The following is a 15,432-nucleotide window of genomic DNA, read 5'->3' as shown; positions in this document are numbered from 1 at the left end:
ATAAACATACCGTTATATTGTAGCACGCCTGTCATAGAGCGCAAGCCATCTGCGGGAAGGGAACCGCTCACTGATAACCATAGAAATCCACCTGCGTAATGTAGGCTTCTTCCGTGGTCGCACCGGCCTTGCCGGGGTAGGTTAGGGTGCGGTTCGAGGTCAGCCGGGTGGGCAGATTCCGCTTCGGGTCAACCTTAAGATAATATACCGTGCGGATATCCGCCTGGTTCAGCCTCTGCTGCAGCTCTGTCTGCTTCTGTTCCCACAGTGCGGTCTTAGCCGCAAGTGCCTTAGCCTGAGTGTCAGCAGGCGCAGCAGCGCCTATTCTGGCAGCCGGCTTGATTGCCTGCATCTTCTGCGCAAGCTCTGCCGAGAGCTGTCTGCGCGCCTCCTCTGCCGTTAATTCAATCCGCAGGACCCGTGTCCCTCTGGCGCTGCCCGCTTCCTCCGTCACCTTCTTGCCCATCTTCTCCAGCTCCTCCAGCTGACGCAGCGGATTCAGCGCCTCCAGGGGATTACTGCCGCCCAGGGCCGGAGAGGCCTGCTTCATCGTCCATTTCCCGTCCTCCTTCACCATCCGGGTATAGTAGACGGGCGCATCTCCCGAGCCCTGCTCCAGAGAACGCGGACCGGACTCCGCCGCAGAAGCGGGATGTCCGCCGTCCGGCAGGAGCGAATAGAGGCTGACCCGGTTATGATCTGCTACCTTTCCCCCATAGTAGAGCGAGGATTCCGGGATCGTTTTCCCGTCGATCAGCAGGGCAGCCGCACCTTCAAAGGACACCCCGTCAGTGCCATCCATCCCCGCCATTACCAGATTCAAATCCTCCGCAGCCGGTTTGTCCTTCACACCCGCGCACCCGCTGAATGCAAGGCTGGAGAGCATCAGCAGGGCAAGTGTTCCCGTGCGGACGCATCGTAAGTTCATCATGGCATCAAGCCCTTTCCGCAAGAAAGTAGAGTGTACCTGTATTCTACCTAGGGTCTCCCTGAATGCCGGGCTTATACGCCGGATGACGCCCCCTCACAAAGCAGGGCTTTTGCACAAAAAAATCCTTAAGGCCTAAGCCCAAGGATTCTTCGAATTATTCTCTACGGTTTTGTTATCGATCACTACCTGGTTGCGCCCGTTGTTCTTGGCTTCGTAGAGCGCCATATCCGCCCGGTAAAAGAGAGATTCGACACTGACCCGGTCATCGGTCCAGCTCCACTCGGCGACTCCGCAGGACACGGTCACACGCGGCTCTGTCTCTCCCATCACACGCTTGCGGATACGCTCCCCTACGAATACGGCCTGCTGCACCCCAAGCTGAGGCAGATAGACTGCAAGCTCTTCCCCGCCCCATCTGGCGGCAACATCCCCCTGGCGGATCGAGGTCTTCACGATGTCGCTGACCTGCTTCAGAATTTTGTCCCCCTTCTGATGTCCATAGGTGTCGTTCACCATCTTGAACTGGTCAATGTCCACCACGATCAGGGTTCCGCAAAAATCACTCGACTGCCGCTGCTTAATCTCTTCATCCAGATAGTGGCGGGCAAAAAGTCCGGTCAGCGTATCCCGGTTCGCCAGGCGGTGCACCTCGGCATGAAGCCTCGCATTTCCGACAGCCAGCCCGATATGGCCGGCCATCGCCTGCAGCAGCCGGTAGCTGTCATAGGAGAAGAAGTGCGCCTGCTTATGCGCCAGCATAATGGCTCCACGCACTTCTCCCCCCACATTCAGCGGAGTAGCGATCAGCGACTGTGAGCCGGTAGCATCCATCAGCGTCGAGGTCTGCCCCGCAGCATACTTGTAATCGGACAGCAGCAGCGGCTCTCCCGTAGCGTAAACCTTACCGCCGAGTCCCTGACTGCCATCCAATATTTCACCCAGCAGCGGCAGATAATTGCAGGCGATTACCTCAAGCCCGCCGCGTTCTTCATTCTTATGGAGGATACAGCAATAATCCGCCTCGAACATTGCCAGCAGCTCTTCAAAAGCAAACTGGAAAATATCGCCGAGCCTGAGGCTCTGATTCAGCCGCTGGGTAAGCTCATTGCTCATGCGCAGCTCCCTGATCAGCTGGTTGGAGCGTTCATACAGCTTCGCATTCTCAAAGGCTGTACCGGCGGTATCCGCGACCATGGTCAGGAAGCTAAGATCCAGCTCATGGAAGGACGCTTTGTCCATAATCATATGAAACACACCGTATACCCCCTGCTTGCCGCCGAGCGGAAGCGCTACCTCAACCGTCCCGTTCTCATCACGCCCGGCATGAAGCGTGACCCGCCCATCCTTGAAGGCCCGGTCACAGACATCATTGCCTGCCCATGTCAGCGGAAGCGGCTTGACCTGAGGATGCGTGCTGCGGTGGTCCTGGGACATGAACAAATCAAGCCGCGCCCCCGGATACATCGCAGCGATACTGTCAATGACCTCCGTCAGCACGGCATCTACATCAATGTTGTCATGCATACGCTGGACAATCTGAAAAAGCAGCGAACGGCGGCTGCCCTCACGCTCGGCATGCAGATGAATTCCCGCAAGATCCGAGACAAACACATGCTCAAACCGGTGATAAAAGCAGGTCTGGAAATGCATCGACATCGCTTCAGCCGTATGCTTCCCGCCCGACTCGTACTGCTCAGCAGGCATTCTGCAGCCAAGCACGGCAAAGATTTCCCGGTGCCCGCGCGTAAATACCGGCAAAGCCAGAAGGGTATAGGCTTGTCCTTCCTCCAGAACCTCGGCGGCATACATCCCTCCTGTCTGCAGGCAGATTCCCGCCGCTTCTTCCCACTCTGCTCTCCAGCGCCCCTGCCGGAATTCAGAGCCGGGTTCAATCCAATCACCTTCATAATTCAGCACACACCAGCTCCAGGCCTTCGCGAAGGAGGGGACTCCCTGTCCTTGCCATTCCCTAAAGCTCTCGGCAATCAAGCTGGCGGCGTAGGGGAAATCGTGAGATACGATATCCGTCTCCTTCAGCCAGGCGGCGGGATCTACATCTTCTCCGCCGGATTGCCTCATGTCCTGTAACAGCATACGGCTGTCCCGATCCTTATGGCCGTATGCCTCCTGCTCTGACATAAAGAGGACCTCCTTTGCATCTTAAATCAGGCCAGACCGGAGTACGCCCCCTGATTCTATAGTAGAGACATTACCAATCCAGCGTAAATATAGTCAGGATATTTGAAATCACAGTTTTCCGATAACATCCAATTAGTTATATTTTACTCCCTTTCTTGAGGTATTGCATTATATTTTCCGCAAAACCGGGATTTTTTTTAGGACCAAAGAACTAACGACAAACATAGACAAAAACTCTTTTAAGTTGCGCTTGACTTTGACTGTCATTTTCATATAATATTTATTGTTGAACAAGACTGTAACAAGTCTTATTGGGCGTAACGTTGTGTCACCCTCTACGCATTTCGTTACTGCCAGGGCAGCGGCTGAACTTCCCTCGGCAGTGTGAAACCATTTAACGCTTTCACGGATACGAATTGCGGCGCAAATAGGCCCTACAATAAATTTTTTCATTAAAAGGAGTCTACTATAATATGGCACGTTACACCGGACCTAAATTCAAACTCAGCCGTCGTCTGGGCATTTCCCTTAGCGGTACAGGCAAAGACCTGAAACGCCCTTTCCCACCAGGACAGCACGGCGCTAACCAACGCAGAAAAGTAAGTAACTACGGAATGCAGCTTTTGGAAAAACAAAAACTGCGTCACATGTACGGCCTGGGCGAAAAGCAGTTTAAAACTCTTTTCACTAAGGCACAAAAGCTCCAGGGTATTGCGGGCGAAAACTTCATGTTCCTGCTCGAAAGCCGCCTGGACAACCTGGTTTACCGTCTTGGATTCGCTAACTCCCGTGCAGGCGCACGTCAGTTGGTATCCCACGGCCACGTAACCGTTAACGGCAAAAAAGTCGACATCGCTTCTTACCGTGTAAGCATTGGCGACGTTATCGGACTCCGCGAAAGAAGCCGCGCTATGACTTCGATAAAGGAAGCTCTCGAGAACCGTAACCACCTTCCGGCTTACCTGGAATATGCTGACGGATCGTTCGAAGGCAAATACATCCGTTTGCCAGAACGTGCTGAGCTGTCCCAGGATATCGATGAGAAGCAAATCGTCGAGTTCTACAACCGTTAAGATTCGCTTAGAGCGGAATCTGATCAAAGCTCCCGGATTTCTATCCGGGAGCTTTTTTTATGATAAGAATGTATATGTTTTTGGGCCCCCGCAAAGTTTTTGGGTCATCATCGCAAGTGGAAACGGCTTGGCCGTCTTTTTAGAGGACGGTACCGTTTCAACGAGAAATAGAAGGATAATTTATCGTGTGCAACATATAAAGTCTTATATTTAAGCAGAAGTCCCCACTTTGTGGGGTTATTTTAAAAATCCTCTCCGGCAGAAGCGCATTCAAAATCGCCAAATTGTGCTATAATAGTTCCGTTAAAAGGAGGATTATCGTCGATGGTTGAGGAGAAGAAAAAGAAGACCGCAAAACAGCGTCCACCGCGCAGATCCTGGCTCCGCAGGTTCGGTTCAGTTGTGAAGTGGATGTTCATACTCGGTATACTCGGCTGCCTGTTCGCCGGCGGCGCTGTAGCCGGCTACGTCACTTCAATAGTGAAGGACGACCCGGTCCGGCCCGAAGAACTAATCCAGCAGCAGGTTGGGCTGAACGCCATTACCGGCTTTGCCTATTTCAGTGACGGACAGCCGATCGGCCAGCTCCGCACAGAAGAAGACCGCAGACTTATTGAATTCAACGATATTCCGCAGCTTGTGATTGATGCCGTTCTCGCTATAGAGGACAATAATTTCTACAATCATAAAGGGGTGGATTTCAGCGGCACCCTGCGGGCCGTCAAGCAAAAGGTACTGAATGAATCCGTTCAGACCGGGGGCAGTACCCTGACCCAGCAGCTTGCACGGCGCGTGTTCCTGAACCTGGACCGCACGGAAGACCGCAAGGTGAAGGAAATCCTGCTCTCCCTGCGGCTGGAACGTTTCTTGTCCAAGCAGGAGATTTTAACGGCTTATTTAAATAAGGTTCCTTTCGGGAACGGTTCCAACGGCTATAATGTATTTGGTATCAAGGCCGCCGCCAAAGGCATCTTCGGCCTGGATGATCTGGAGAAGCTGAATGTGGCCCAGGCGGCGTATCTCGCCGGCTTGCCGCAGCTCCCTTCCAAGTATTCTGCGTTCAACGGCGTAGGCGAATTCAACGAGACGGCCTTCGGCCGGGCGATGGACCGCCAGAAGCTGGTCTTACGGCGGATGCTGGAGGAGAACAAGATTACCACTTCCCAATACGACGAGGCGCTGCTCTTCGACATCAAGAGCTCTCTTGCACCGCATACGAAGAAGGCCTATGCCACCTTCCCTTATCTCATGATGGAGACCGAACGCAAAGCGTCCGAGATCCTGCTGAAGCTGAACCAGTGCACGGCAGACAAGGCAGCCACTGCTAACGATTCCGCCCAGCTTCTGGAGGAAGCCCGCCAGCAGCTGATGACCGGCGGCTACCGGGTGTACACCACCATAGACAAGAAAGTGTACAGTGCGATGCACAGTGTCTCGGATGACAGCAGCAATTTCACCAAGGACAGCAAGGCTAGAGGCAAGGAACAGACAGCCGGCATGATGATCAACAATAAGACCGGCGCGATTCTCGGCATGATCGAAGGGCGCGATTTCAACATCGAGCAGATGAACTATGCCACCCAGATGATCCGCCAGCCCGGCTCTACCATGAAGCCGATTGCAGCGTACCTGCCTGCACTGGATGCAGGACTCATTCAGCCTGCCGGCATTCTGGATGATGCGCCGATTGTCATGAAGGACGGAGGCAAAGGCTACCACATTCCTAAGAATGCCAACAACCGTTATCAGGGTCTGGTTACCGCCCGGTATGCCCTGAACAAATCCCTGAACCTTCCCGCCTTGAAGCTGTTCAACGACAAGGTGGGAATTGAGAAGGCCTGGGCCTTCTCCAAGAAGCTGGGGATTACCACCATCCAGGACAATGACTATAGCGCTCAGACCGGGGTTATCGGGGGGCTGCGTTACGGGGTATCCGTGGAAGAGCTGACTAATGCTTATTCCTCCATCGGTAACGGCGGTGCCTTCAATGATGCTTATATGATCGAGAAGATCGTGGACAGTCAGGGCAAAATCGTCTACCAGCATAAAGTCAACCCGGAACAAGTCTTCTCCAAGCAGACCGCTTATCTGATGACGGATATGCTGCGTACCGTAATTACTGACGGAACAGCAACTACAGTGAAGAGGAACTACAAGCATTTCAAGGAAGTTCCAATTGTCGGCAAAACCGGCTCCACCCAGAACTACGGGGATGTCTGGTTCATGGGCTATTCCCCGGATGTCACCCTTGGAATTTGGGTGGGCTACAAAGAGCAGGTCAATACCCTTCAGGGGGATACGCAGAAGCGTCAGGCGCAGACCCTATGGACCAAGGTAATGAATACAGTGATTGACAAGCGTCCCGAGCTGTTCACCACGAAGGAATTCGCCCAGCCGGAAGGCATCGTCAAGGCAACAGTCTCGGCATACAGCGGCAAGAAGCCTTCCAAGCTGACGGATAGATTCACAACGGATCTGTTCAACGCGAAATTTGTTCCTAAGGAGAGCGATGACGGAATCTCCAATGCCAAATACATCACTTATAACGGGGTGAACTACATCCCCCTGGAAGGAACTCCTGAGGATTTCTTGAAGGAGAAGATCGTAGTCAAGCGCGAGAAGCCGATTCAGGAGCTGGTCAAAGAGCTGCTGGCCGCCTTCCCGGCGATGAAATCGCATGAGTCGCTATCGTACTACATGCCGCAGGATGCCAAAACCGACTATCCGACCGAGGTCGATCCGCGGGTCGATGACGGCAACGGGCCAAGCGCTCCCGGTGAAGTCATGGTCTCCTACAGCACAGGCAAGGCTGTAGTTACCTTCACTCCAAGCGGTTCGCCGGATGTTGTCGGCTACCGCCTCTACCGTTCCCTGAACGGCGGATCTTTCCAGAAGCAGGCCGTTCTCGCGGCTGGAGAGAGCACCGTCTTCAGGCCGGGTACTCCGGCAGGTGCTAATGCTACCTTCTATGTGGCTGCCGTGGACGTAGCCGGACATGAGACTGCTTCCGGCAGTGTGGCTGGCGGCATTAAGCCTACACCTGAGCCGACACCAACTCCGGAACAGACGCCGGACGCTGAGCCGACACCGGACGCCGGAATCATCCCGGACAGTACGGAAGACCCTGGCATGATCATTGTTCAGCCGCCTGCTGTGGATACTTCTACTCCATTAGGCGGTACCAATGCTGGCGGCGGGAATGCCGCTGGGAATACCGGCGGGAAGCCTGCAGGCAATGCCAACGGGAATACGGGCGGGAATGCCGGAGGCAGTACCGCTACTAACGCACCAGGCAACTCCGGACGTTAAGCTCATCAGGCAGACTTCAGTAAAAGCTTCAAAAGCCCGTTCCCCGGGATAAGGGGAACGGGCTTTTTTAAATTCTGCCTAGTCTTCGATGGTAGACAGATCGCCTGCCGGAAGATGCAGCTCCCAGGCCTTCAGTACACGGCGCATAATTTTACCGGACCGGGTCTTGGGCAGCTTATCCTTGAACTCGATTTCACGCGGTGCAGCATGGGCAGACAAGCCCGCTTTGACAAATGCCGCGATCTCTTCCTTCAGCTCAGCAGTTGGACTGTATCCATCCCGCAGCGAGATGAAGGCCTTGATGATCTCTCCGCGCATGACATCCGGCTTGCCGATTACCCCTGCCTCCGCGACAGCCGGATGCTCCACCAGCTTGCTCTCGACCTCAAAGGGTCCGATCCGCTCCCCGGAGGAATTGATCACATCATCAATCCGGCCCTGAAACCAGAAATAACCGTCTTCATCCATGTACGCCGAGTCCCCAGAGATATACCATCCGGGAATCCGGAAGTATTCATCGTATTTAGCCTGGTTATTCCACACTTTGGCCATCATAGACGGCCAGGGAGTGCGGATGGCCAGGTTACCCATGGAATACGGCGGCAGTACGTTGCCGCGGTCATCAAGGATAGCTGCTTCAATCCCCGGCAGCGGCCGTCCCATGGAGCCGGGCTTGATGTCCATTCCCGGGTAGTTACAGATGAGCTGCGCTCCCGTCTCGGTCATCCACCATGTATCATGAATCCGCTGCTGATAGATTTTATCGCCCCAGCGCACGACCTCCGGGTTCAGCGGCTCGCCGACAGACAGCACATGACGCAGACTGCTGAGATCGATCCCCTCCAGCGTCTCCTTGCCAGCCCCCATCAGCATCCGGAAAGCCGTGGGCGCACTGTACCATACCGTCACCCCGAAGCGCTCGATCGTCTTATACCAATCCAGCGGACTGAAGCGGCCTCCCCGGACTACATTGGCTACTCCATTCAGCCAGGGAGCAAAAATTCCGTAAGAGGTTCCGGTCACCCAACCCGGATCAGCCGTGCACCAGTACACATCATCCGGCCGCAGGTCCAGAACTACCTTGCCTGTATAATAGTGCTGGATCATGGCTCTCTGCACATGGTAGATGCCTTTGGGCTTCCCGGTGGAGCCGGAGGTATAATGCATAATCAGACCATCCTCCAGGCTCAGCCATTCCGGTTCCAGCTCGGCGGAGGCATCAGCCATTTCCGCTTCATAGCTCAGCAACCCCGCATCCTCATCAGCAGAGGCTCCGACTACAAAGATATGGCGGAGTCCTGGGAGCTGCTCCCGCTTCACCCGGTGCAGCAGCTCCGGCGTGGTCACCAGCGCCACCGCTCCGCTGTCCTCCAGACGGTCCTTGACCGCCGTCTCCATGAATGCCTCGAACAGCGGACCCGCCACTGCTCCCGTCTTCAGAATGCCAAGCAGGCTGAAATACAGCTCAGGAGTACGCGGCATGAAGATGAACACCCGGTCGCCTTTTCCGATTTCGTATTTGCGCAGTACATTACCGAACTTATTCGAGCGTTCCCGCAAGTCAGCGAAGGTGTACCGCTCCTCGCGCACCGCATCGCTGTAGATCAGTGCCGTAGCAGCCCCCCGCCCCTCTTCGACATGACGGTCTATAGCTTCATGTGCCATATTCACCTTACCGGTCCCATGCCAGGAGAAGCTGCGCTCGACATCCTCCCACCGGAATTCATCAACTGCCCGGGAATAATCCTCCATATTCGAATGCTGCACCCGGCCCGGTAAAATTTCGCCTTGAACTTGCCCCATTACTCTTGCCTCCCCTACTGGTTTGCTTTAAGCTTTAAGGGTACCCTCTAATTCTATTAATTCCGTCAATGCTCTAAATGTGAATATTCCGTGTCGGAATCAGTATATCACAGGAAGCGGTTACATTCCATATTATAGTGAACTGGAAGGGAGCCCAAGCATGGAGCACCATAAAATCCCTGTATCCCATACCATAGAGCATCAAGGCCGGCTGATTTCTGTCCGTGGACCCTTATCTCCCGAAACGCTCCAGACCTTAAGCATGCACCGCGATCTGGACGCCTTCCGTAAGCCGCAGGAGCAGCTTGAAGCCTTGATCGAGATATCTGGCTTGCCCGAAGGACGCATCGTAGCAGCAGTGGTCTCAGACGTTATCGTGGGCTATGTTACTTTTCATTATCCGGATGAACTGGAGTTATGGTCTCAGGGCGGGATGGAGGATCTGATTGAGCTGGGAGCCATCGAAGTGGCTGACGAGTATCGCGGAAGCGGGCTTGCGAAGCTGCTGGTTTCAAGCGCTTTTGAAAAGGGACAACTGGAGAACTGCATCGTATTCACAACCGAATATTATTGGCACTGGGACCTCAAGGGGAGCGGTCTTAATGTATGGGAGTACCGCCAGATGATGGAGAAGCTGATGAAGACGGTAGATATGGTGTGGTATGCCACCGATGACCCGGAGATCTGCTCGCATCCGGCGAATTGCCTCATGGTCCGCATGGGCCAGGATGTGCCGCTGTCCTCCCGCGAGACCTTCGACCGGGTGCGCTTCAGACAGCGGTTTATGTATTAATTCAGGCGGCCTGCCTGCAGGTTACATAGCCTTAAGCATATGCTCCAGAATGGCATGGGAATGCTGCGAGGCCGTTACGGTGAACTCACTGTAATTCACATGGGCTGAGCCGTCGGCTTTGTCCGACATTGAACGTACGATTACAAAAGGGATCCCGTTCATATGGCAGACTTGGGCGACCGCCGCACCCTCCATCTCTGCACAGGCCCCGTCCATCTGCTCACGCAGCATAGCTACGGACGCCCTGCTGGCAATGAATTGATCCCCGGACAGCACAATGCCTGTTACAGACTTCTGCTTCAGCTCTTGACAGGCCTCTTCTGCTAACTTCACCAGCAGCGCATCTGCCTGGAAGACGGAGATCTCCTGATACGGAATCACTCCTCTGGCATAGCCGAGCGCTGTAGCATCCATATCATGCTGAATGCAGGAGGACGAAATAACAATATCCCCGATGTTCAGCTCAGGGTGCAGCGCCCCGGCCACACCAGTGAACAGCACCTGCTCCACGCCGAAGCTGTCCAGCAGAATCTGTGTGGTTACTGCGGCGTTCACCTTCCCTACCCCTGATTTGCAGACTACAGCTGCCTTCCCGAACACTGTCCCTGCATAAAAGGTAATTCCGGCCTTCACCGTGGTCTGCCGATTCTCCATCTCTTCCAGCAGCAGCTTGATTTCTTCATCCATTGCCCCAATCAGACCCAAAACTCCGCTCATTTCATATCCCCCTCGAACTTTGTGTCCACAAACATAAAAAGCTCCCGAAGGAGCTTCTTAAGAAACCTATGTTCACGAGCTAAACGTACTAAACTTATTTGTTGACATGGTTGACAGACAGACGAAGAATGGTCTCATGCGGCAAAATAACCCGCGGATTCTCAACCGTCTCCTTCTTCATCAGCTTCGTCAGCAGTCTCATCGCTACAGCACCGAGATCATACATCGGCTGTGCTACAGTAGTGAGGAGCGGACGAACCATTGAAGCCATCCGGATGTTGTCTACACTGATAATCGAGAAGTCATCCGGCACCTTAAGGCCTTCGTCCTGAATACTGTGAATGGCGCCAATCGCCATCTCATCGGTAGCAGCAAAGATAGCTGTCGGCTTCTTCTTCAGACCCAGGAAGTACTTCATGGCTTCGACACCGGATTCGTAACGATAGTTACCGATGCGTACCAGATCCTCCTGATACTCGATACCTGCCGCCTCCAGCGCCTTCTTGTAGCCGTGGAACCGGGCATAGCCGTTCGCAGGGTCCTGCAGCGTACCGCTGATCATTGCGATCTCGCGGTGTCCGTGGCGGATCAGCGTATTCACTGCATCAAATGCAGCCGTCTCATGGTCGATATCCACGGAAGGATACGTTCCCTTCTCATCGCGGGTCGCACAGAGCACGATAGGCACAGCAGACGTCTGGAACGCCTGAATATGCTCTTCCGTAACGGTTCCGCCCATGAACAGCAGCCCGTCCACCTGCTTCTCGAGCAGTGTGTTAATGACACGAATCTCCTTCTCTTTACGCTTGTCAGCGTTACAGAGAATAATGTTGTAGTGATACATATTGGCAATATCTTCAATCCCGCGTGCAATTTCCGCAAAAATCGAGTTTGAGATATCAGGGATAACAACCCCTACGGTTGTCGTTTTCTTGCTGGCGAGACCTCTCGCCACCGCATTCGGACGATAGCCCAAACGCTCAATCGCTTCAAAAACCTTCTTCCGGGTCTGCGGTTTCACGTTGGGGTTATTATTCACAACCCGTGATACCGTAGCCATAGATACGCCTGCTTCTCGAGCTACATCGTAAATGGTTACCGTCAAATTACTCTCTCCATTGCGATAAATTTTATCGTTCGACTAATTAAAATTATGATACGACACTTTGTACAATTGTGCAATGATAACGCTTCATTTTCCTTTCAAAATTTCTTTCAAAGGTTGAAACGCCAGTCCTGGCGCGGCTTTGACGCCTTCCGCCAATTCCTGATCCTCCAATAGCTTCCAGTGGAAAGCCCTTAAAATTTCAAGAATTCTGTATGCTTTCTCTATCGTATCAAAAAGCGCGTGAAAAATCCAACATTCGTTGAAAGTTTTTCATTGTTTTTGCAGACTTTTTTTCAAAATGTCAAAAAATGCTCTTTATTTGGCACTTTCTGCCGAATGAGCCGTCAACTGGGAGAGCCGCAGGCCGATCTCTTCCATCCACTTCTTGTCGGACAAATCCGCCGCCGTGCGGTATACATCCAGCAGCAGATCAATCCGGCTCTGCATAGCCTTGCGGATAGCCTCCTCCAATTCCGGCAAGCCGCCGGCAAACAAGCCCGCAGCAAAGGTATCCTTCAGCACACTGGCCCACTCATTACGGTCCGCAAAGGATAGATGCAGCTTGCCCGCAGGGCGCTCTCCAAGCTCCCGGATCAGCAGGCCCAGGTCACGCTTAATAACCGGCAAGGGCTCATAACGGGCGCATTGCCCGCAGGTATATACAGGGACATTAGTAATTTTGATCTTCGCACTATAAATCAGCGTGTGCATATGTATGGTCATGATCCCGCCGCAGCCACAAGACTTCTTCATTAATTGTTCCTTATACATCTCCCACACCTCAGAATGATCTTTTAAAAACGCATAGCTTTGCCTTTTCCCTCTCTAGTATTCGACTTCATCCCCCTGAATCCCTGCAAGTTTGCATATCATGTTTTAATTGGCAATTGTCGTAGGAATTTCCATACCGAAAAGTGACTTCAACTCTCTCTTTTGATAGAATGACATAGATATCAGGAAGTTAAGCCGAAGGGAGCTGTACAGAATGAGACTGTCTGGTAAAAAAGTCATTGCGCTGGTGGACGATGAATTTGAAGACCTTGAGCTGTGGTATCCCGTATACCGCGTGCGTGAGGAAGGGGCCGAGGTACATCTGGCAGGCCTTGAGAAGGGCAAGACGTATGTAGGCAAATATGGTGTACCCGCCACGGCTGAATACAGCTGGGACGAGCTGAAGGCTGCCGATTATGACGGCATCCTCGTTCCCGGAGGCTGGGCACCCGACAAAATCCGCCGGTACAGCGCAGTGCTGAAGCTGGTGCAGGATTTCAATACTGCCAAGAAGCCGATTGGCCAGATCTGCCATGCCGGATGGGTCTTAATCTCCGCCAAAATTCTCGAAGGTGTAACGGTCACCTCCACGCCGGGCATCCGTGACGATATGGAGAACGCCGGAGCCATCTGGAAGGACGAGCCGCTCGTCCAGGACGGACACATCATCTCCGCCCGCCGCCCGCCGGATCTGCCGCCTTACGGCAAAGCGTTCTGCGATGCTCTGGCCGGTGAGTAGCAGGCAACATGAGATCTGTTATAAACAACAAGCCCTGCCCTGTCGTCTGACAGGGTTCAGGGCTTGTTGCCGCTTTTAAAGGAGATTAGCGGATAGGGACAGACAGCTTCTCTTTGATCAGGGCAGGATACGCCTCAATAGTGAACGTCAGCGGCTGCGGGTATTTATTGCTGCCCAGACCCCGGTAGTACATGTGAGGGATGGACTTCGCATTCTCCGGCTCAGTGCGCTGCGGAATATCGATATCAAATTTATCTGCTGAATGAACTGTACCTGCTCCATCGGTAAATGTTTGCCCCAGCATAAGGTCATTGTAGATACTGTTACTCTGTGCTTGAGAATCATATTCCAGCACCATCGTGGAGCCCTTCTCCGTGTTGTGAATGGACATTTGCAGATTGTGATCTGGAGCCTTAATAATTTGTTGCTTATCCGTATCAATAATTAATTGGGTTGCCTGCTTATCCAGCGCCAGAATTCCATTGATTTGCAGCTGGAGCGATTGTATCGAGCTCCTGTCGTTGGCAAATATCAGTCTGCCTCCACTGTCCGTAAAGCTGGCGGCGCGTAAATCCAGATCCGTATAGTCGCCGCTGCCGCCCGCTAAGAAACGCGGTTTGTACATGGAGAATATCTGTTTGGAGTTCAGCGGGTCGCAGGTATAGTCCAGATAAATGCCGGAGGCGGCCAGATAGACCTCGTTGATTTTAATTTTCTGACCGTCTATTTCCAGTGTTTTGTCTACATGTATGGTTTCTCCTGCCTTGGCGAGCTGCTCCCGGTCCAGCGGAATGGCTACAGACAGTTTAGCTTGAAGGCTGTCTGCTGAAGCTGGGGTGAACTGTTTGTACTTACCAAGCTCCAGCTCAAACGTAATTTGATCCGGAAGAGCGCCTTCGTCACTCTCCCACTGCCTTACTTCATAACCGTAGGTTATACGATTTGGGGAAATTGAACTCCCCGGTCCCCTGGAAGTATTCAAAGGATTTAAAGCTGCTGATGTAAGCTGCATAAGTTCAACTTTGGCATTCTCTTTAGTCTTATTCTGCAATGAATATAAAATGATGATCCCCTTCTGATCCACAGCAATTCCATCTACAGTCAGGACAAATCCGTTCTGCTCCGCGGTAACACCAGTGACGCGCTGTACAAGGCCAGCCTCGATTGCCGAAGATACAGTGGAATGTCTTACTGCTGGAATATACTTTTCAAAGGGTCCGTAGCTCTGAAATATTGCTGCCTGATCCGGAGCGGCTCCCTGGGTCTTCAACACCTCACCCACCCGGGGAAAAGAGAACAACAGCACAATCCCAAGTACTGCCGCCGCTGTAGCCAGAGCATAACGCTTACTTAGTGACATAGAGCTTCTCCGGGAACGCGTTATGCCGTTGCGGATTGCCGTATTCAGCCGCATTTCCGGGATTTCCTCCGCTTCTGCCGACAGACTGTGGTAGTACTCCTTCAACAGCTCTTCTTCTGTATTGACCATGCTATAATCCCCCTTTGATTCTCATTTTGTCTCGCAACTGCTTAAGTCCCTTGTTCAGCCAGGTCTTGACCGTTCCTTCAGGCTTGCCCAGCACCTCGGCAATTTCTGTCAGCGTCATATCCCGGTAGTACTTCAGTACAAGCACCTGACGATATTTGGGCTTTACCGCTTCCAGGGCCTGCTCCATATCCAGCTTACGGTCACTGGTCATCTCCTGCAGTCCAGCGCTTGCCTGTTCCGGCACAGGAGCAGCCAGCCGCTTCCTCCGTTTCAGTTCGTCCTTGCAGCAGTTGATCAGAATCCGGGTCAGCCAGGGTGCGAACCGGTCCTCATCCTTCAGGCTCCCGCGCTTAACCCAGGCCCGGTATGTAGTTTCCTGAACCATCTCGAGTGCCTCCGCCTCGCTGCGCAAGTAGCTGTACGCAATACTGTAGAGTATTTTCTTCTGCTCCAGTACCCGGTTGATAAACAGCTGCTCCTGTTCATTCAAGTGGCGCACCTGCTCGCCTTCCCACGTATGCTCCATCCAGGCTTAGTCTCCCCTTTCTTTTTTGACTTCT

General features: G+C 53.2%; 12 protein-coding genes. 4 read left to right on the top strand and 8 right to left on the bottom strand.

From position 1 onward, the window contains the following. Window positions 1-67: 67 nt before the first annotated feature. Both NST69_RS11945 and NST69_RS11940 read right to left on the bottom strand, forming a co-directional pair. A complete protein-coding gene (locus NST69_RS11945; RefSeq protein ID WP_342549402.1) occupies window positions 68-931 on the bottom strand; it encodes a hypothetical protein in 864 nt (287 codons plus the stop codon). Between the two features lie 132 nt (window positions 932-1,063). Beyond that, window positions 1,064-3,070, bottom strand: coding sequence for a sensor domain-containing diguanylate cyclase (locus NST69_RS11940; protein ID WP_342549401.1), 2,007 nt, complete (start codon window positions 3,068-3,070; stop codon window positions 1,064-1,066). A gap of 473 nt (window positions 3,071-3,543) precedes the next feature. Between NST69_RS11940 and rpsD the strand changes: the two genes are divergently transcribed. Beyond that, window positions 3,544-4,143, top strand: a complete 600-nt coding sequence (gene rpsD, locus NST69_RS11935) for a 30S ribosomal protein S4 (RefSeq protein WP_036729464.1) — start codon at window positions 3,544-3,546, stop codon at window positions 4,141-4,143. Between the two features lie 324 nt (window positions 4,144-4,467). Next, entirely contained in the window at window positions 4,468-7,452 is a 2,985-nt protein-coding gene (locus NST69_RS11930; RefSeq protein WP_342549400.1) for a transglycosylase domain-containing protein, read from the top strand. A gap of 78 nt (window positions 7,453-7,530) precedes the next feature. Here the strand turns inward: NST69_RS11930 and acsA are convergent, their stop codons facing one another. Further along, on the bottom strand, window positions 7,531-9,255 hold the full coding sequence (gene acsA, locus NST69_RS11925) for an acetate--CoA ligase (protein WP_340953497.1): 1,725 nt from the start codon (window positions 9,253-9,255) through the stop codon (window positions 7,531-7,533). 160 nt (window positions 9,256-9,415) lie between these two features. Between acsA and NST69_RS11920 the strand changes: the two genes are divergently transcribed. Next, window positions 9,416-10,048 carry a GNAT family N-acetyltransferase gene (locus NST69_RS11920; RefSeq protein ID WP_209877641.1) on the top strand — a complete coding sequence of 211 codons (633 nt, stop codon included), beginning with the start codon at window positions 9,416-9,418 and terminating at the stop codon, window positions 10,046-10,048. 21 nt (window positions 10,049-10,069) lie between these two features. On the opposite strand, the gene NST69_RS11915 is transcribed toward NST69_RS11920, so the two are convergent. The 3 genes from NST69_RS11915 to NST69_RS11905 form a co-directional block, all read right to left on the bottom strand. Further along, complete coding sequence (locus tag NST69_RS11915; protein ID WP_342549399.1) at window positions 10,070-10,765, bottom strand: 5'-methylthioadenosine/adenosylhomocysteine nucleosidase; 696 nt, start codon at window positions 10,763-10,765, stop codon at window positions 10,070-10,072. A 94-nt stretch (window positions 10,766-10,859) separates the two neighbouring features. After that, the gene (gene ccpA / locus NST69_RS11910) at window positions 10,860-11,870 is read right to left on the bottom strand and encodes a catabolite control protein A (protein ID WP_036695017.1); all 1,011 of its coding nucleotides are present in this window, start codon (window positions 11,868-11,870) and stop codon (window positions 10,860-10,862) included. Window positions 11,871-12,188: 318 nt separating this feature from the next. Beyond that, window positions 12,189-12,626 carry a hypothetical protein gene (locus tag NST69_RS11905; protein ID WP_076074887.1) on the bottom strand — a complete coding sequence of 146 codons (438 nt, stop codon included), beginning with the start codon at window positions 12,624-12,626 and terminating at the stop codon, window positions 12,189-12,191. A gap of 232 nt (window positions 12,627-12,858) precedes the next feature. Between NST69_RS11905 and NST69_RS11900 the strand changes: the two genes are divergently transcribed. Further along, complete coding sequence (locus tag NST69_RS11900) at window positions 12,859-13,383, top strand: type 1 glutamine amidotransferase domain-containing protein (RefSeq protein ID WP_036729480.1); 525 nt, start codon at window positions 12,859-12,861, stop codon at window positions 13,381-13,383. A gap of 85 nt (window positions 13,384-13,468) precedes the next feature. Here the strand turns inward: NST69_RS11900 and NST69_RS11895 are convergent, their stop codons facing one another. Then, window positions 13,469-14,872, bottom strand: coding sequence for a DUF4179 domain-containing protein (locus NST69_RS11895; RefSeq protein ID WP_342549398.1), 1,404 nt, complete (start codon window positions 14,870-14,872; stop codon window positions 13,469-13,471). A gap of 1 nt (window position 14,873) precedes the next feature. Beyond that, window positions 14,874-15,398, bottom strand: a complete 525-nt coding sequence (locus NST69_RS11890; protein WP_339255986.1) for a sigma-70 family RNA polymerase sigma factor — start codon at window positions 15,396-15,398, stop codon at window positions 14,874-14,876. Window positions 15,399-15,432: the final 34 nt, after the last annotated feature.

The organism is Paenibacillus sp. FSL P2-0089 (assembly GCF_038595095.1).
Taxonomy (GTDB): domain Bacteria; phylum Bacillota; class Bacilli; order Paenibacillales; family Paenibacillaceae; genus Paenibacillus_AQ; species Paenibacillus_AQ silagei.
The sequence above is the reverse complement of the archived record's forward strand: the minus strand, read 5'-3'. Positions and strand labels throughout refer to the sequence as shown.

Excerpts from the sequence above, each read along its gene's own strand:
- NST69_RS11920 (WP_209877641.1), top strand. The coding sequence starts at position 9,416 with ATGGAGCACCATAAAATCCCTGTATCCCATACCATAGAGCATCAAGGC.
- NST69_RS11915 (WP_342549399.1), bottom strand. The coding sequence starts at position 10,765 with ATGAGCGGAGTTTTGGGTCTGATTGGGGCAATGGATGAAGAAATCAAG.
- acsA (WP_340953497.1), bottom strand. The coding sequence starts at position 9,255 with ATGGGGCAAGTTCAAGGCGAAATTTTACCGGGCCGGGTGCAGCATTCG.
- NST69_RS11905 (WP_076074887.1), bottom strand. The coding sequence starts at position 12,626 with ATGAAGAAGTCTTGTGGCTGCGGCGGGATCATGACCATACATATGCAC.
- NST69_RS11940 (WP_342549401.1), bottom strand. The coding sequence starts at position 3,070 with ATGTCAGAGCAGGAGGCATACGGCCATAAGGATCGGGACAGCCGTATG.
- NST69_RS11900 (WP_036729480.1), top strand. The coding sequence starts at position 12,859 with ATGAGACTGTCTGGTAAAAAAGTCATTGCGCTGGTGGACGATGAATTT.
- NST69_RS11930 (WP_342549400.1), top strand. The coding sequence starts at position 4,468 with ATGGTTGAGGAGAAGAAAAAGAAGACCGCAAAACAGCGTCCACCGCGC.
- NST69_RS11890 (WP_339255986.1), bottom strand. The coding sequence starts at position 15,398 with ATGGAGCATACGTGGGAAGGCGAGCAGGTGCGCCACTTGAATGAACAG.
- NST69_RS11895 (WP_342549398.1), bottom strand. The coding sequence starts at position 14,872 with ATGGTCAATACAGAAGAAGAGCTGTTGAAGGAGTACTACCACAGTCTG.
- NST69_RS11945 (WP_342549402.1), bottom strand. The coding sequence starts at position 931 with ATGATGAACTTACGATGCGTCCGCACGGGAACACTTGCCCTGCTGATG.
- rpsD (WP_036729464.1), top strand. The coding sequence starts at position 3,544 with ATGGCACGTTACACCGGACCTAAATTCAAACTCAGCCGTCGTCTGGGC.